This is a genomic window from Microbacterium mitrae, assembly GCF_008017445.1.
Classification (GTDB): Bacteria; Actinomycetota; Actinomycetes; order Actinomycetales; family Microbacteriaceae; genus Microbacterium; species Microbacterium mitrae.
Map to the genome: position 1 here is coordinate 158,073 of NZ_VRSW01000001.1, position 16,995 is coordinate 175,067.

A 16,995-nucleotide genomic window follows, 5' to 3' on the forward strand; every position below is an offset into this window, starting at 1 on the left:
GGCTGGGCTCGATCGTCAGGATCAAGCCCAGCCCCTTCGGCGTTTCTGGAGCGTTCTACGCGCTGAACCGGATCGGCACACGCGACTTCACGCGCTCATCATCGTCAAGCAACCAGCCGAGTCGCTTGATTTCGCGCAATCGCGTGGCACGGTGCACCACGCGCACCTCGGGAAACTGCGACGTGATGGTTTCTTCGATGTCGAGCAGCTGCTCAATGCGGTTGAGCCAGAAGACTGTCGAGAGGTTCCAGCGGCTGTGGAGAACGCCCATGCTGAGGCGGGTCGATGGCAGGTGAGAAATGTACTGGCCGACAGCGTCAAGCAGGCGGGGCGGCACATCGAGGTAGAGGTAGCCCCCGGATGACCAGCCAGACACCGACGCCGCGACCTCGGTGCGTACCGAGATCGCTCCCTCGTGCAACAGGGTCTCCAGGCGCCGTCCGACGGTTGCGACACTGGTGCGTAGCGCCTCGGCAAGGCTAGACGCACTCATTCGCGGGTCTTCATGCAGCAGCCGGGTCATGTGCTCTCGTGCGCTGTCGCTGACAACCTCATTGCGAGCGGTGCGGGCACCAAGCAACTCGGCGGTCTGTGCTGGCGCGAGCGCGCCAATGCGCCAGTCGTTGCCCTGGCTGAACAGCCGAACCGCCTGCGCAACCGAGCGCCCACGAATACCGGGGTGTGACCAGATCGGGTCATCAAGCAGCGCCTCAATACCGGCAATGCCCGCGTTCGTTTGCGTGTTGATGACGAGATCCCAATCGCCAACCATTGCCGAGATGGAGAGCATGTCGGGATGTTCGGCGAGGGCTTGCGCGACATCCTTGCGCCGGTGCGGCGTGCACGCGATATGGATCTCGACAATACGGGAGCCGGGCGCGTAGCGCGGCCCGGGAAATGCGCTCATCCACGCCAGTCCTTGAGAGCGCAATGCCTCCCACCGGCGGGCGGCCGTTGCCGCACTCACGCCGAGCGCCGTGCTGACCTGAGACCACGGCGCCCGCGGGCGCAGCGTCAGCGCCTCCAGGAGGCCGTAGTCCAGCTCATTCACCTCACCAGAATATCGGTGACCCCTCGGGGCTCGGGTACGCGTGGGTTCGATCACCCGAGCCCGGTTCGGATGTCGTGAAAGCGGTATTCGCCGGCCACGATGGGCTTCTCGGCATTGCCACTCGCCCAGCGCACAAACTCACGAATGTGGTCGGATTGCGCGACGCGAATGGCGCCGTTGACGTACATCATGTGGCCGCCCTCGTAGTAGTACGAGACGATGCCGTCGTATGCGCCAGCCGGGATTCGCAGGTGCGCAAAGACATGTTCGGCCGCCGCGTACGGCGTCGCCGCATCATAGAAGCCGCTTGCGAGATAGACCTTGAGGTCGGGATTGGAGCGCATCGCTGCCGCCAGGTCGTCGGCACTCGAAACGGATCGGTTCTCAAATTCGCGGTACGACCACGGAAATACGCGGCCGTACATCAACTCGTAGGTGAGTTCTGTCTCATACCCCAGAACGGAACGGAAGTAGTGGTTGGCGGCGAAGGCGTAGGGCTGCAGAATGAAATCGAGCGACGGATCAACCTCCATCGCCGCCTGGTTGTTGCGCCCCGGCGACTGCGTGAATCGCGTGTCCAGGCGGCCAACGGTCAGCTCGTCGTCACGACGCAGCTCGGTGACGAAGTGGCCGTGCTGCACGCGAAGGTTTGCCCGCAATACGAATTCGGTAGATACCCCGAGGTAGCCGGCAACCTTCGCCCCGATCTCTCGGCGCTCAGCCGCAGGTAACCGTGACCCGCGCGCGAGCGCCAGCCGGTAGTCCGTCTCGGCGAAAGCCTGTACCTCATCCAGGAGATCACGCAGGTCGCGGTCACCGTGTTTGCCGTGATAGTGCGCGGCCCCTGCAAAAGTGGGCAGATAGAAGACGAACGGATCGTCATTGCCTTCATCCGCGTCATCGATCGTGTGAAAGTCCAAGACAGACGAAATCAGAATCACGCCGTTGAACGCCATGCCGTGTCGTCGCAGGAGGTAGCCGACCAGCGCCGCAGCCCTCGTGGTTCCGTATGACTCTCCGGCCAAGAACTTGGGCGACACCCAACGCTGATTGACGGTGCTCCACAGCCGGATGGCATCGGCGATGAGATCCCGGTCCCCGATGTAGCCGTGGTACTGCGACGGGTCGCTGTCGGCGGTTGCCCGGGAAAAGCCCGTCGTCATCGGGTCGATAAACACCAGGTCGGAGTCGATCAGAAGGGTGTGCGCGTTTTCAGTGAGCGCGTAGGGCGGAGCCACACGTGAGTCGACGTCGCCCGTTGACACCAGGTGGGGACCGAACAAGCCGAACTGCAGCCAGACGGTGGGGGAGCCAGGACCACCATTAAAGATGAACGTGACGGGGCGTTTCGCGCGTTCGTCATCGGGGGCGTCCAGCACGTACGAGGCGACGAAGACGCGAGCCCGAGCCTGGTTGCCCTTGAACTTGCCGTCGTCAAAAACCTCGGCACCGATGGTCATTCGACCGGCTGTTGCGGTGTAGCTCAGCTCGCCGCCAACCGTGTCGATGCGGTGGTTGGTGGTCACCGAGTCGCCGAGAATCATGGTTGGATCGGGCGTTTGCTCGTGAACCGTGGGGGAGTCGACTGCGGCCTCGGCGCCGCCTGCAGATGGTGTCGTCACAGCGATGACGCTACTGAAATGACGCATCGCGACGTGTCAGTTGCAGGATTCACTACATTTGGACGCGATTGTTGGGCCGTTTTTTCATTGTTACGCACAACTCTGGTCAACTTTGACGACCCACCGCCCTCTGGTGCGCGGCTATTTCGCGGAGCCCCGCGGCATCGGTAGTGTCAACGAAATCCTGCTATGAATGGATAAGTCAATGATCCAATCGCTGAGCTTCGCCGAAGCCTATGATCGCGCTCGCACAAATCCCGGTGTGACGCTGTTCACGATCTCGATCGTGACCGCGGATCGGCACTTTGTCACGCGTGCATACACCTCCCACGAAGAGGTCTATCCGCTGGGCGGCCTCAAGCCGGTTGGCGCCGTCAACCCGAACGCCCCAACCGCGTATCACCCGAATCGCGCGGCTATCGTGGCGGTTTTTCCCGAGCAGGAGTTGATCTTGTCGCTTGGCGGCTCGGCCGGCATCAATGTTCCGGTGGTCGAAAATGGCGAACTGATTGCCGCGGTGAACTTCTTTCACGATGAAAACGTGTACTCGCCGGCAGCCGTTGTCGAGGCCGAAGCAATTACGCAAGCTCTGATCCCCACCATCCACATGTTCCGCAAATCGCAGCACTAATCGCATCCGCGATCCAAACCGAAAGGCACAGCATGAAGCTTCGACGTATAGCCGTCGCCAGTGTCGCCCTCCTTGCCATCGCACTCTCCGCGTGCGCCGGGGGAGCGAACCAGGGCGGCAATGGCAATGGCGGTGGCTCCTCCGACGGTGGAGGCCAGCTTGTCATTGACACGGCGTTTGACCTCACCACCCTTGACCCGCAGCGCATGAACGAGCCCAGCGGTATTCGCATTCTTCGCGGCGTCTACGAGACCGCCCTCCGATTCACCTCCGCAGACGCCGGCTCGATTGAGCCGTGGCTGGCTGACTACGAGATGAGCGAGGACGAAAAGGTTCTCACTCTGACCGTCAAGGAGGGGCCGACGTGGCCCGATGGATCACCCATCACCGCAGACGACATGGTCTTCACGTACCAGCGTCTGATCGGCCTCAAGGGCAACCCGTCACCCAACCTTGACGGCATCACGGTGGAGAAGGTGGGCGAGAACCAGCTGACACTGACGTCAGATTCTCCCAACCCGCAGCTGCCGGTCACGATGGCCAACCCCTCGCTCGGCATCGTGCAGAAGAGCCTTGCCGAAGAGAACGGTGCGACGCTTGACGCTGCCACCGACAAGGCGGAGGCCTTCTTCAACACCGAGAGCATTGGTTCCGGCCCGTACAAGATCGAAAAGGCCGAGATCGCATCGCAGGTGACCCTGGTTCCGAATGAGGAGTACTGGGGCGAGCCTGCGAAGCTTGACCGCCTCGTCTTCCGCAACGTCGCCGCGGCAACGCAGCTGATCAATATCAAGGCCGGCACCGCGAACATCGTTGACGGACTCTCGGGTGAGCAAGCCTCCAAGCTCGACGACTCGCTTCAGGTCACCAGCGAAGCATCTAACCAGATGCTCTACGTGTTGATGAACCAGAACCCGGCGATCAACGAGTGGACCTCCAACGCTGACTTCCTGGCAGCGGTGCGCGCGGGTATCGACTATGACGCACTGATGGAAATCGCGGGCCCCGGAACCGTGCGTGCGGCTGGCATCATTGCTCCGATGATTCCGGGTGCGCTTGATGTGTCTGAGGCGCCGAAGACGGATGTTGCGGCTGCGAAGGCTGCGCTGGCGGCATCAGGCTACAAGGGCGAAGAAGTTGAGTTCCACGTGGCAAACGACATGGTGGTTCGTGGTGTTTCGCTGCTGACCATTGCCGAGGCTATCCAGGCACAGCTCAAGGAGCTGGGCATCAACCTCAAGCTCAACCCGCAGCCGGTTACCACGGCTCTTGGCCCCTACCGTGCTGGCGAGCAGGGCATGGCGCTGTGGTACGTGCAGCCCAGCCAGCCGCACAACTTCGAGACGCTGAACTACCTGCCGGATGACCAGATGGGCAAGCGCGCCGGCTGGCCGGCAGGTGCTGCTCCGGACATCGAGGCGCTGGGCGAAGAGATTCGTAACGCAAGCGACGCCGAGCGTGTCGAACTGTTCGGTGAATTCCAGGTGCTCATGAACGAGGAAGGCCCGTACATTCAGCTGTTCTTGCCGCCGACCACGATTGTCACCACCGACAACGTGACGGGCCTGACCATGCTGCCATCGGGCGACTTCGACATCACGCAGTTGGGCACGAAGTAACACTGTGAATGCATTTATCGCCAAGTATCCGCTGACGCTATTTCTGCTCAGGCGGATCGGTATCGCAGTACTCCTGTTGGTGGGCGTGACGATTGTCACGTTCGCGCTCACCAATCTGGTTCCCGCCGACCCAGTGAACTTGGCATTGGGAGATGATGCGGCGGCTGATCCAGAAATCGTGGCGCAGTACCGAAAAGAGCATGGGCTGGACCAGCCCGTGGTCATGAGGTATCTGATCTACATGGGCAACCTGCTACAGGGTGACCTGGGTGTGTCGCTGCAAACGAGCCAGCCCATCGCTGGCGAGCTTGCAGCGGCACTGCCCGCCACGATCGAACTGGCCGGTGTCTCGGTCATTCTCTCGGTCGTGCTCGGCGTTGGCCTCGGCACGCTCGCCGCCTATCGGCGCGGCAAGTTTTCTGACCAGCTGTTGCGCGTCATCAGCCTCGCCGGCATCTCGGTTCCGACCTTCTGGCTGGCGCTCGTTGCCTACTACTTCCTCTTTTACCAGTGGGGGTTGCTGCCCGGTAGCGGTCGCCTTGACCCCACCATGTGGGCGCCCGATCACATCACGGGGCTCTACCTGGTTGACTCTGCGCTGACCGGAAACTGGGAGGTCTTCGTCAACGCGCTAGGCCACCTCATGCTCCCCGCGATTGTGCTGACGCTCTATTCGATGGGTCTCATGGTTCGCTTCACGCGCACCTCCGTGCTGGAAGTGTTGAACCAGGACTACGTGCGTGCCGCACGTGCCAAGGGTCTCAGCCCCGCGCGCATCGTGACCGCCTATGTTCTACGCGGCGCCGCGGTTCCGATCGTCACCGTCGTTGGCCTGGTGTTCGGAGGCTTGCTCTCGGGCACCGTGCTCGTGGAGTCGGTATTTGCGTGGAACGGTCTCGGCCAGTACGCCTACAACGCCGCGAGCAATCTAAACGTGCCGGCCGTGATGGGTGTGGGCCTCGTCGTCGGCGTGATTTACATCGGCATTAACCTCATCGTCGACCTTGTGTACGGCTTCATTGACCCGAGAGTGAGGACGGCATGACCGCCCGCGTAGACCTCAACGGTGCCGTACGGCCGGCACGCCTCCGTATTCCGCGAGCGGTGCGTTCGCCGCTTGCCATCATCGGTATTGTCGTGGCCGTAGCGTGGCTACTGATCGCGATTCTCGCGCCCGTCATTGCACCGTTTGACCCGATCAAACCGGTGGGTGATCGTCTTGCCGCGCCCGGTGGCCAGCACCTGATGGGCACCGACACCCTGGGCCGCGACGTGTTCAGCCGCGTCATCTTTGGCGCGCAGACCTCAATTCCGCTGTCGCTGCTGCTCGTGCTGCTCTCCATGACCCTGGGGAGCGTGCTCGGCGCGATCGCCGGCTACTTCGGTCGCGTTGTCGACGAGGTCATCATGCGCATCACCGACCTGGTGTTCACCTTTCCGACGATCATTTTGGCGATGGTGATTGCCGCCGTTCTTGGCCCGTCGTTGCAGAACGCTGTGATCGCGATGTTGATTGTGACGTGGCCGTCATACGCCCGTGTGATGCGGTCGCTGGTGATCAGCCTGCGCACCCGCGAGTTTGTGCTCGCCGACCGACTGCTCGGCGCCTCACCGTGGCGTGTGCTGGGCAAAGACATCTTGCCGAACGTCGCTGGTTCCATTTTGGTGCTGGCAACGCTCGACGTTGGCACCGCGATTCTCCTGCTTTCTGGCCTGTCATATCTTGGCCTTGGCGCGATTCCGCCCACCGCCGAGTGGGGTTCAATGATCGCTGTCGGCACACAGAACATGGACGAATGGTGGATCGCAGTGTTCCCCGGTCTTGCGATCTTGACCGTCGTGCTCGCCGTGAACTTCATCGGCGATGCGCTGCGAGACGCACTCGACCCGTACACCGCAGGAACGGCAAGGGCCGCGTAATGACGAATGACATGGTGGTCGACACGACCGCGAAGCTGACGATTCGTAACCTTCGGGTGACGCTGCCTGGGCCGTCGAAAAAAGACCCGCGCAAGCAGATTCTTGACGGCGTTGACCTGACGCTGCGCCCGGGAAAGATCTCAGGCATTGCGGGGGAGAGCGGCTCTGGCAAGACGATGACAGGCCTTGCTGTGTTGGGCCTGCTGCCGCCGGGTGCGGCGGTTGACGGAACCATTGAGTTCGAGGGCCGCAACCTGCTGAAGTTGGGTAGCCGCGAGCTGAACGGCGTGCGCGGTCGCAAAATTGCGATGGTGTTCCAAGATCCGTCGACGAGCCTGCACCCGATGATCAAGGTGGGCGTGCAGCTCACCGACCACGTGCGCAAGCACTTGGGGCTTTCGAAGCGGGCCGCCATGGCAAAGGCCGAGGGGCTGCTTGAAATGGTGGCGATTCCGGAACCACGTGAGGCACTTTCGAAGTATCCGCACCAGTTTTCCGGTGGCATGCGTCAACGTATTGCCATCGCGGTGGCACTGGCGTGTGACCCGGACGTGCTGATTGCCGACGAACCGACCACGGCGCTGGACGTGACCGTGCAGGCCGGAATCCTGCGCCTGCTGCGTCGCCTGTGCGATGACCTCGGTGTCGCAATCATGCTGGTGACGCATGACCTCGGTGTGATGAGCGCGGTGGCTGATGATGTTACGGTGATGCGCCGTGGGGCAATTGTTGAGCACGGCCCGCGTTTTGATGTGCTGACAAACCCGCAGCATCCGTATACCCGCGAGCTCATTGCTTCGTTGCCTGGCAATCGCATTGCCGACCCGCTGGAGCACGGTAACGCTGATGAGATTCCTGACGAGTTGGAGAGTGCATCGTGAGTTCGCTGCTGCAGGTTGATGACCTGGTTGTCACGTACAAGTCGTTCGGTAAGGAGCCGTTCACGGCGGTGAAGGGTGTCTCACTCACCGTCTCTCCTGGTGAGGTGGTCGGGCTCGTTGGTGAGTCTGGCTGTGGCAAATCGACCATTGCGCGCACCGTTTGCGGTCTCGAGTCGCCCTCTGAAGGTTCCATCGACTTTCAGGGTCAATCGGTGAAGCACCTCGGCATGCGCAAACGCGCTGACGATCAATTGCGCATGCAGATGGTGTTTCAAGACCCGTTCAACTCGCTAAACCCTCGTCGCACCGTTGGGTCGCAGATCGCCGACAGCGTCGCGTTGGCGAAGCGTCTGGGCGGAACCTCGCCCATGAGTGCGACGGACTGGCTGGAGAAGGTGGAGCTGTCTGCGGACGATGCGACGGCGTTTCCGCACCGGTTCTCCGGTGGCCAGCGCCAGCGCATTGCGATCGCGCGCGCGTTGGCTGCGGAGCCCACGCTGCTGATTGCCGACGAGCCGATTTCGGCGCTGGATGCCTCGCTGCAAGCGCAGATTGCCGACCTCATGAGCCGTTTGGTGCGCGATAGCGGCGCCGGCATGTTGTTCATTAGCCACGATCTCGCCGTGGTGCGCCTGATCGCCGACCGGATCATGGTGATGAAGGCAGGCAAGATTGTGGAGGAGGGTCCGACCGAGCAGGTATGGAACCACCCGCAACACGAATACACGCAGACGCTGTTGGCCTCGATTCCGTTGCCCGACGGTCTGGGACGGTTGCCTGGTCTGGCGCCGACCCCATAGGCCGACGCGCGCGAGGGATTGTTGGTTCGGAACCGCGCGCGGATTGCGATAGTCTCAAACTGCCTCAAAACACTTGCCGGTGTGGCGGAATGGCAGACGCGGAGCACTCAAAATGCTTTGTCCGAAAGGGCGTGTGGGTTCGAGTCCCACCACCGGCACAAATGGGAGAAGGGCGCGCCGCAAGGTGCGCCCTTCTCCCATTTGTCGCGTGCGTGGGCGAGGACTCAATGAAGGGTTGGGCCCACAGCGCAGAGGCTCCGCGCGCCGCTCTGCGGCGGGTGGAGGGCGCTGGGGAGAGTCCCACCACCGGCACAAAATGATGAAGGACGTACCGCAAGGTGCGTCCTTCATCATTTGTCGCGTGCGTGGGCGAGGACTCAATGAAGGGTTGGGCCCACAGCGCAGAGGCTCCGCGCGCCGCTGTGCGGCGGGTGGAGGGCGCTGGGTGGGCCCACAGCGCAGAGGCTCCGCGCGCCGCTGTGCGGCGGGTGGAGGGCGCTGGGTGGGCCCACAGCGCAGAGGCTCCGCGCGCCGCTGTGCGGCGGGTGGAGGGCGCTGGGGAGAGTCCCACCACCGGCACCCGGCGAGCAGCGCTAGCGCACCGCACCAGAGGCTCCGCGCGCCGCTCGGCGGCGGGTGGAGTGCGCTGGGTGGGCCCACTCCGGCACCAAATGACGAAGGGCGCGCGGAGAGGTGAGCGATCTACGCCGCACCCTCGTGCATGCGGTCGCGGTAGAACGCCGACAGCCCTTCAACACCGCCGGCGAGCGCTTCACGTTGTCTCGTGGCGCCATCGCGGCCTGCGGCGAGCGTTGCGAGCTCGTCCGTGACGAAGGCGGGCACCGGCCCGTCGTAGTCTTCGGCGAGAAGCTGCAACAGGTGAGCGACCGGCTTGGAGGCGTCTGCGTGTTCGCGGGTGAGCGGGTTGTAGACGCCGTTCTCGATGCCGTACCGGCCCGCATGCCACAGCTCGGCGTCGAGAACGTGGTGCACCTCGGGTGGCTCATCGTCCGCGCGACGCAGCCCATCATCGACGAGAGCACGCACCACCAGCGCCAGCGACACTGCCGTCGCCGCGGTCAGTTGCACATCACCGATGCGAAGCTCCACCGTCGGCAAATTTTCCGACACGCGAACACCCCAATTGGCGGTGTTGTACGACCGCGTCGCACCCACACCAATCATGCGCTTGCGCATTCGCTCATGTTCGTGCTCATCGACGTAGATCGGTGGAATGCCGTTGGTCGTCCATCGCCGCTGGTGAACCGTGCGCCAACTGTGAAAGCCCGTGTCGGTTCCTTGCCAAAACGGCGAATTCGCCGACAACCCCAGCAGCAGCGGCAGCCACGGTCGAATGATGTTTACCGCGCGCACTCGATCAGCGGCGTTGTCGATGCCAACGTGCACATGCATGCCATTGACCATGTGTTCTCCCGCGAGAATGCCGACGTCGTCGCTGATGAGCTGATAACGCTCGATTGCGGGAGTGAGGCGCGGGTTTCCTGTCAGAAAAGGAGTGCCGGACGGAACCACGACAAGCCCCCGAGGTTCCGCCCACGATTGCAAGGCGAGACGAAACGCCGAGAGCTCGTCGACGGCCTGCTCGGCCGTTGTGCATATTCCTGTCGCGTACTCGATCTGACAGTCCAGAAATTCTGTCGTGATGGTTCCGGGCAGCCTCAGCGCGAGCAGATGATCGATCACGTCATGCGCGACGTTGACCGGAGTCAGCGATTCTGCATCAGCGAGGATGAACTCTTCCTCGACCCCAAACGAGCGTGCCATCGGCGCCTCCTTCTCTATCGCCTAAGAATGCGGCACGCCGCGCCAATTCGGCAATCCCACGCGATCACTATGACGGAGATTGACGATGCACCCGAGCCGCTCAGGAGAAAAAGTGATGGACCGCGCGCGAAACAACGATTGAACGGCGGGTGTGCCATAGGATTAAGCGGTGACCGATCAGGAACAAACCGAAGCCACCTCAGCGCCCGCACCCCGTCGCGTGGTTGTTGCAGAAGACGAGTCGCTCATTCGCCTCGACATCGTCGAGATTCTCCGAGACAACGGTTTTGACGTTGTCGGCGAGGCGGGCGACGGCGAGACCGCCGTTCAACTGGCAACCGAGCTTCGCCCGGATCTCGTGATCATGGACGTCAAGATGCCGCAGATGGATGGCATCACTGCGGCCGAGAAGCTCAGCAAGAGCCACATCGCGCCCGTCGTGCTGCTGACCGCTTTCAGCCAGAAAGAACTGGTCGAACGCGCAAGCGAAGCCGGTGCTTTGGCCTATGTCGTGAAGCCCTTCACGCCCAACGATCTGCTGCCGGCGATTGAAATCGCACTCGCCCGTTACGAGCAGATTATTACGCTCGAGGCCGAGGTTGCCGACATGGTTGAACGCTTCGAAACCCGCAAGCTCGTCGACCGTGCCAAGGGCCTGCTTAACGAGAAGATGGGTCTCAGCGAGCCCGAAGCGTTCCGCTGGATTCAGAAGGCATCGATGGATCGTCGCCTCACCATGCAAGACGTCGCGAAGGCGATCATCGAGCAGCTGTCACGTAAGAAGGACTAACAGCAATCCTCTCCGAATGGCCACCCGCGAGGTGGCCATTCGTGTATCTGCCGGGCAATTCTGCAAAGCCAGGCCGCTGGTTCCGCAGCGCCCTCCGGGGAGCAACCCGTGGTTCCGGAACCAGGGGAGCGTCGCGAGCAGCGGCTAGCGTTGGTCGATGATTGCGTTTGTGATGCGGATCGTCGAGCAGCGGCGACCCTCTTCGTCAGTGACGACGATCTCGTGCACCGCGAGGCTGCGGCCGACGTGCACGGGTACGCAGGTGCCGGTGACGGTTCCGCTGCGCACCGAGCGGGTGTGGGTGGCGTTGATGTCGACGCCGACCGCGAGTTTGCCGGGGCCGGCGAGCAGGTTGGCGTGCATCGAACCGAGCGATTCGCCGAGCACGACGTATGCTCCGCCGTGAATGAGGCCAACCGGTTGCGTGTTGCCCAGAGCAGGCATCGTCGCGACAGCTTGCTCCTGATCAAACGTGACCATTTCAATGCCCATGCGCTCGGCGAGTGCCCCCATGCCTCGCAACTTCACCCATTCCAGCGGGTTGGCGTACAGTTCGGCGAGGTGTTCGTTGTTCGTGGGCATGATGTTCCTCCAGCGCATGTCGGTATCCCTCGTTAGGCTGGAGGGGTGACGGACTCCGAAAAGCCTACCCTTCTTGTTGTCGACGGCCATTCGCTGGCTTTCCGCGCGTTTTACGCGCTTCCGGTCGAAAACTTCACGACCAAAGATAACCAACACACCAACGCGATTTACGGCTTCTTGTCAATGCTCGTCAACCTCATCAAGGCCGAGAAGCCATCGCATATCGCGGTGGCGTTTGATGTGTCGCGCCAGTCGTTCCGTACGCGCGAATACGCCGAGTACAAGGGCACGCGCAACGAGACACCGCCCGAGTTTTCTGGTCAGATTCCGCTGCTGCAAGAGACGCTTCGCGCGATGAACATCACGGTGCTGACGAAAGAAGACTTCGAGGCCGACGACATTCTCGCCACGCTCGCAACGCAGGGCGCGGCCGACGGCTACAACGTGCTCGTCGTCTCGGGCGACCGCGACTCGATTCAGATGGTCAATGACGAAGTCACGCTGCTGTACCCGTCTGTGCAGGGCGTTTCGCAGCTCAAGCGTTACGACCCGGCGACAGTGATGGAGCGCTACGGTGTGCCTCCGCACCAGTATCCCGATATTGCGGCTCTGGTCGGCGAAACCAGCGACAACCTGCCTGGCGTTCCCAAGGTGGGGGAGAAGACCGCCGTTAAGTGGCTCACGCAGTTCGGCACGCTCGACGCGATCTTGGAGCGCGCAGACGAAATCAAGGGCGTCGTCGGCAACAACCTGCGCGAGCACCTCGACGATGTGCGCCGCAACCGCAAGCTCAACCGCCTTCTCACCGATGTTGAGCTCGACGTCACGCCCGCCGACCTCGCGGTGCAGCCGATCGACGCTCAGGCCGTGCGCGACATGTTCGCGCGCCTGGAGTTTCGCACCCTGCTGCCTCGCGTCTTTGAGGCGACGGGCGCTGTGGCAGAAGACAGCACGCCGGAACCATCCATGCCGGTGCCCGTTGCGCGTCAGGTTGATGCCGTGGCTGCTGCCGAATGGCTCGCGGCCAATGATGCTGCGCCCGTTGGCGTCACGGTGAACGTGCTCGATGGTGCGCCGCAGCGCGTTGGCGTTGCGACGCTGTCGGAGGCTATCGAGTTTGACTGGACCGACGACGACGCCGTTTTGGCTTGGCTCGTCTCTAGCGCCGAAAAGGTGCTGCACGATGCCAAGCCGCAGGTGAAGGCTGTTCGGCGTGCCGGCGCAGACCTGGGCGGGTTGACGTTTGACACTAACCTCGCCGGTTGGCTGCTTCGCCCGAGCTACCCAGACAAGACGCTAGGCGACCTGGTGGACCGATACCTGGGGGAGAAGCTCCCCGAAGCAGACCCGACGCAACTGGTTCCGGAGACCGAAGGCGCCACGCCCGGTCAACTGAGCTGGTTCACGCTGCGCGTTGCCGATGCCGTGCGCGCCGACATGCCCGAGAGCATTCTCGGAGTATTGGTTGACATCGAGTTGCCTACCCTGTTGGCGTTGGCCGACATGGAACTTGCCGGCGTCGCCGTGTCACACGAGTTGCTGAGCGAGTTCAGCGGCGAACTGGCCGAGCGCGCGGATGGTATTGCGCAAGAGGCGTTCGCGACCATTGGCCGCGAGGTCAACCTCGGTTCGCCGAAGCAGCTGCAGGAAGTCTTGTTTGACGAGCTTGAACTGCCCAAGACCCGCAAGACCAAGACCGGATACTCGACAGACGCCGCGGCCCTCGCCGACCTGCAGGAGTCGAATCCGCACCCGTTCCTCGATCTGCTCGGTCAGCACCGCGAGGCAACCAAGCTTCGCCAGATCATCGAGTCGCTCGACTCGGCGATCAAGCCGGACCACCGTGTTCACACCACGTATGTGCAGACGGGCAGCCAGACCGGACGCCTGTCAAGCACCGACCCGAACCTGCAGAACATTCCGGTGCGTACTCAGGAGTCACGTCGCATTCGTCAGGCGTTCCAAGTGGGCGAGGGCTACGAGACGCTTCTCACGGCCGACTATTCGCAGATTGAGATGCGAATCATGGCCCACCTGTCGGAAGACCCCGGTTTGATCGAGGCCTTCAACTCTGGCGAAGACCTCCACCGCTTTGTTGGTGCCCGTGTGTTTGGCGTCGAGCCGAGCGATGTCACCCCGGCGATGCGCACCAAGGTCAAGGCGATGTCGTACGGCCTGGTGTATGGCCTGTCGGCGTTTGGCCTCTCCAAGCAGCTGCGCATTGAGCAGTCGGAGGCGAAGCAGCTCATGCTCGAGTACTTCAACCGGTTTGGCGCGGTGCGCGACTATCTGCGCGCGTCAGTGCAGCAGGCGAAGATCGACGGCTTCACCGAGACCATCTTCGGCCGCCGGCGTCCGTTCCCCGACCTGTCTAGCCCCAACCGCGTGCTGCGCGAGAACGCAGAACGCGCGGCGCTCAACTCGCCCATTCAGGGCAGCGCGGCCGACATCATGAAGATCGCGTTGTTCCACATTCACCAAGACCTGCAAGCAGCAGACCTGCGTTCGCGCGTTCTCTTGCAGATTCACGACGAACTGGTCGTTGAGGTCGCGCCGGGGGAATGGGACGCAACCGAGGCCATCGTGCGCACCCGCATGGGCGACGCCGCGAGCCTCTCGGTTCCGCTCGACGTACAGGTGGGCCAAGGCCCCAACTGGGACGCCGCCGGCCACTAACCCGTCACCCGTTGCGGAGGGGCGCTGGTTCGCTCCGGGGTGCAGGTTCGCGGCGGGTGCGGGTTCGCGGCGGGTGCGGGTTGTGTCGGAAAACGATTGGTTGTGCAGGAAAAACTCACGCCCGTTCCAGAAAACCCCAGGTCAGATGCGTGCGAGAGTGAGAATTTCCTGCAGAACCGTGGAATCCGACGTCACCGGCGCGCGGGCGGCGTCGGCGCTGCGGCTTGGTTCCGCACGCGGCAGCATGGTTCCGCACGCCGTGATGTCTTTGCTGCGCCGTGGTGTCTTTCCTGCGCCACGGTGCCGTTCCGCGGGCTTGTACCCGGACTTCCCACTGGTTATGCAGGAAAAATTCGCACCTACGCCAGAAAACCCCTGGTCAGCGTCCTGCCAAGCCCTTCTTTTCCTGCACAACCGTGGAAAGGTTCGCGGCGCGCGATCTGGCCCGAAGCCCGGGTGTTGCCACGAGTTTCCTCGCGCTGCCACGAGGTTCCGGGCGCCCCGTCCGACCTCACGATTGCTGTGCAGGAAATTTTCGCCGCCCAGGCAGAAAACCCCTGGTCAGCATCCCGCCAAGCCCTTCTTTTCCTGCACAACCGTGAAAAGGTTCGCGGCGCGCGATCTGGCCCGAAGCCCGGGCGTTGCCACGTGGTTCCGTACGCCCGCACCTGACCATCAACAGGTTGTGCAGGAAAAATTCGCCCGCATCTCAGAAAACCCCTGGTCAGCTTCGCGGCGAAGTCAGTTTTTCCTGCACAAACGGGAGGGAACCCGCGACCCACGGCGCGCGCCCCGCGACGCACCGCGCGCGATCCGAGCCGCAGGGCGCGCGACCTGCCGACGGCCGGGCTTGCCCTGCCGCGGTTGCACTTTCTCGATAGGCTCAGCATCATGACTGAACAACGCACTCCCACGGAGATCGACAAGATCGCCGACGCGTGGGTCGACACGCTCGCGGAACAGATTCCGACTCTCGGCACGTACCTCGGTCGCACCGAGTACAACGATCGCTACGGCGACTACAGCCCCGCGGGGCTCGAGGCTCTCGCTGTTGAGACGCGCTCGACTCTCGCCCAGCTCAACGCGGCCACCCCGGTTGACGCAATCGACGAGGTCACCAAGACAGACCTCTCGGCAACGCTTGAGCTTCAGCTTGAACTCGACGAGGCGAAGTGGCCGCTGCGCGATCTCAACGTGATCGCATCGCCGGCTCAGGAGATCCGCAACATCCTGGACCTCATGCCGATGGCAACCAACGACGACTGGGCGACGATTTCGACTCGTCTCAGCAACCTCGGCGGCGCTATCGACGGCTACATCGAGACGCTCCGCGAAGGCATCTCGCAAGGTTCCGTACCCGCGCGCCGCCAGGTGCGCGAGGTCATCACTCAGGTCGAGCGCTATGCCGCAGACAACGGCTACTTCGCCGAGTTCGCAGCCGAAGCGGCGCCGGCCGAAGGTGAGCTGCCCGCAACGCTTTCGCGTGAACTGACCGCCAACGCGAACGCCGCACGTGCCGCGTACGGCAAGCTGGCGACCTTCCTCGCCGACGAACTCGCACCCGTCGCCGGCGACGCTGACGCGGTCGGCCGCGAGCTGTACTCGCTGCACTCGCGCAGCTTCCTCGGCGCCACGATCGACCTCGACGAGACCTACGAGTGGGGCATCGACGAGCTGCGCCGCATGGTCGCCGAGCAGACGGCGATTGCCAACGAGATCAAGGCTGGCGCCTCGGTCGAAGAAGCCGTTGCGTTCTTGGAACAAGACGACAAGCGCAAGCTGCACGGAACCAAGGCGTTGCAGGAGTGGATGCAGGCCACCAGCGACAAGGCCATCGCCGACCTCGGTGCGACGCACTTCGACATTCCCGCCCCGATCCGCGAGCTCGAGTGCATGATCGCCCCCACCAAGGAGGGCGGCATCTACTACACCGGTCCGACGGATGACTTCTCCCGCCCCGGCCGCATGTGGTGGTCGGTGCCTGAGGGCGTAGACACGTTTGACACGTGGCGCGAGCTGACGACCGTCTACCACGAGGGCGTTCCCGGTCACCACCTGCAGATCGCGCAGGCAACCTACAACCGCGCCGAGCTGAACTCGTGGCGTCGTGTGCTCGCCGGAACCTCGGGGCACGCCGAAGGCTGGGCGCTGTATGCAGAGCGACTGATGGAGGAGTTGGGCTACCTTTCTGACCCCGCCGACCGCCTCGGCATGCTCGATGGCCAGCGCATGCGCGCGGCGCGCGTGGTGCTCGACATCGGTGTTCATCTCGGCAAGCCGCGCCTCGACGGTTCCGGCGTCTGGGACGCTGACTACGCACTCGAGTTCATGCGCAAGAACGTCAACATGAGCGACCAGTTCGTGCAGTTTGAGGTCAACCGCTACCTCGGATGGCCGGGCCAGGCGCCCAGCTATAAGGTCGGCCAGCGCATTTGGGAGAACGTTCGCGACGAGTATGCAGCCAAGCAGGGTGCAGACTTCTCGATCAAGGAGTTCCACAAGCGTGCGCTCGACATCGGTGGCGTCGGACTTGACACCCTGAAGAAGGCGCTCCTGGGCTAGGATCATGCCCCACAGGGGTGGTCGGGAGGTTCCGCTCCCGACCACCCCTTTTGCGTTAAATCGTATTCACGGGAAT

The 16,995-nt window shown here is 62.9% G+C and carries 14 protein-coding genes and 1 tRNA gene; 11 read left to right on the top strand and 4 right to left on the bottom strand.

Translation table 11 applies throughout. From position 1 onward, the window contains the following. Positions 1-55 precede the first annotated feature (55 nt). Both FVP60_RS00695 and FVP60_RS00700 read right to left on the bottom strand, forming a co-directional pair. Positions 56-1,051, bottom strand: coding sequence for an AsnC family transcriptional regulator (locus FVP60_RS00695; protein ID WP_187240522.1), 996 nt, complete (start codon positions 1,049-1,051; stop codon positions 56-58). A 50-nt stretch (positions 1,052-1,101) separates the two neighbouring features. Then, positions 1,102-2,673, bottom strand: a complete 1,572-nt coding sequence (locus FVP60_RS00700; protein ID WP_222705882.1) for a S10 family peptidase — start codon at positions 2,671-2,673, stop codon at positions 1,102-1,104. A gap of 193 nt (positions 2,674-2,866) precedes the next feature. Here FVP60_RS00700 and FVP60_RS00705 point away from each other — a divergent pair, with 193 nt between their 5' ends. From FVP60_RS00705 to FVP60_RS00735, 7 genes are all read left to right on the top strand, one after another. After that, on the top strand, positions 2,867-3,304 hold the full coding sequence (locus FVP60_RS00705) for a hypothetical protein (RefSeq protein WP_147824367.1): 438 nt from the start codon (positions 2,867-2,869) through the stop codon (positions 3,302-3,304). Between the two features lie 32 nt (positions 3,305-3,336). Next, positions 3,337-4,923: an ABC transporter substrate-binding protein gene (locus tag FVP60_RS00710; protein ID WP_147824368.1), complete on the top strand. Its 1,587-nt coding sequence runs from the start codon at positions 3,337-3,339 to the stop codon at positions 4,921-4,923. 4 nt (positions 4,924-4,927) lie between these two features. Next, entirely contained in the window at positions 4,928-5,968 is a 1,041-nt protein-coding gene (locus tag FVP60_RS00715) for an ABC transporter permease (RefSeq protein ID WP_147824369.1), read from the top strand. Next, on the top strand, positions 5,965-6,843 hold the full coding sequence (locus FVP60_RS00720; RefSeq protein ID WP_147824370.1) for an ABC transporter permease: 879 nt from the start codon (positions 5,965-5,967) through the stop codon (positions 6,841-6,843). The genes FVP60_RS00715 and FVP60_RS00720 overlap by 4 nt, the downstream gene beginning before the upstream one ends. Continuing rightward, a complete protein-coding gene (locus FVP60_RS00725) occupies positions 6,843-7,724 on the top strand; it encodes an ABC transporter ATP-binding protein (protein ID WP_246132410.1) in 882 nt (293 codons plus the stop codon). The genes FVP60_RS00720 and FVP60_RS00725 overlap by 1 nt, the downstream gene beginning before the upstream one ends. Then, complete coding sequence (locus tag FVP60_RS00730) at positions 7,721-8,524, top strand: ABC transporter ATP-binding protein (RefSeq protein WP_147824371.1); 804 nt, start codon at positions 7,721-7,723, stop codon at positions 8,522-8,524. Before FVP60_RS00725 ends, FVP60_RS00730 begins: the two co-directional genes overlap by 4 nt. Before the next feature lie 75 nt (positions 8,525-8,599). Beyond that, positions 8,600-8,682, top strand: a tRNA-Leu gene (locus tag FVP60_RS00735). A gap of 544 nt (positions 8,683-9,226) precedes the next feature. Here FVP60_RS00735 and FVP60_RS00740 read toward each other — a convergent pair. Continuing rightward, positions 9,227-10,309, bottom strand: a complete 1,083-nt coding sequence (locus tag FVP60_RS00740; protein ID WP_147824372.1) for a carboxylate-amine ligase — start codon at positions 10,307-10,309, stop codon at positions 9,227-9,229. A 169-nt stretch (positions 10,310-10,478) separates the two neighbouring features. On the opposite strand from FVP60_RS00740, the gene FVP60_RS00745 reads away from it, so the two are divergent. Continuing rightward, the gene (locus FVP60_RS00745; protein ID WP_147824373.1) at positions 10,479-11,099 is read left to right on the top strand and encodes an ANTAR domain-containing response regulator; all 621 of its coding nucleotides are present in this window, start codon (positions 10,479-10,481) and stop codon (positions 11,097-11,099) included. Between the two features lie 144 nt (positions 11,100-11,243). Here FVP60_RS00745 and FVP60_RS00750 read toward each other — a convergent pair whose 3' ends face one another. After that, a complete protein-coding gene (locus FVP60_RS00750; RefSeq protein WP_147824374.1) occupies positions 11,244-11,681 on the bottom strand; it encodes a hotdog fold thioesterase in 438 nt (145 codons plus the stop codon). Positions 11,682-11,726: 45 nt separating this feature from the next. Here FVP60_RS00750 and polA point away from each other — a divergent pair, with 45 nt between their 5' ends. The 3 genes from polA to FVP60_RS00765 all read left to right on the top strand — a co-directional run bounded on the left by polA (position 11,727) and on the right by FVP60_RS00765 (position 16,919). Next, entirely contained in the window at positions 11,727-14,357 is a 2,631-nt protein-coding gene (gene polA, locus FVP60_RS00755; RefSeq protein ID WP_147824375.1) for a DNA polymerase I, read from the top strand. Positions 14,358-14,459: 102 nt separating this feature from the next. After that, the gene (locus FVP60_RS00760) at positions 14,460-15,029 is read left to right on the top strand and encodes a hypothetical protein (RefSeq protein WP_147824376.1); all 570 of its coding nucleotides are present in this window, start codon (positions 14,460-14,462) and stop codon (positions 15,027-15,029) included. A 219-nt stretch (positions 15,030-15,248) separates the two neighbouring features. After that, positions 15,249-16,919, top strand: coding sequence for a DUF885 domain-containing protein (locus FVP60_RS00765; RefSeq protein ID WP_147824377.1), 1,671 nt, complete (start codon positions 15,249-15,251; stop codon positions 16,917-16,919). Positions 16,920-16,995 lie beyond the last annotated feature (76 nt).

Bases quoted from the DNA above. Each gene is read 5' to 3' on its own strand.
- FVP60_RS00705 (WP_147824367.1), top strand. From the start codon at position 2,867: ATGGATAAGTCAATGATCCAATCGCTGAGCTTCGCCGAAGCCTATGAT.
- FVP60_RS00710 (WP_147824368.1), top strand. From the start codon at position 3,337: ATGAAGCTTCGACGTATAGCCGTCGCCAGTGTCGCCCTCCTTGCCATC.
- FVP60_RS00720 (WP_147824370.1), top strand. From the start codon at position 5,965: ATGACCGCCCGCGTAGACCTCAACGGTGCCGTACGGCCGGCACGCCTC.
- FVP60_RS00725 (WP_246132410.1), top strand. From the start codon at position 6,843: ATGACGAATGACATGGTGGTCGACACGACCGCGAAGCTGACGATTCGT.
- FVP60_RS00740 (WP_147824372.1), bottom strand. From the start codon at position 10,309: ATGGCACGCTCGTTTGGGGTCGAGGAAGAGTTCATCCTCGCTGATGCA.
- FVP60_RS00750 (WP_147824374.1), bottom strand. From the start codon at position 11,681: ATGCCCACGAACAACGAACACCTCGCCGAACTGTACGCCAACCCGCTG.
- FVP60_RS00765 (WP_147824377.1), top strand. From the start codon at position 15,249: ATGACTGAACAACGCACTCCCACGGAGATCGACAAGATCGCCGACGCG.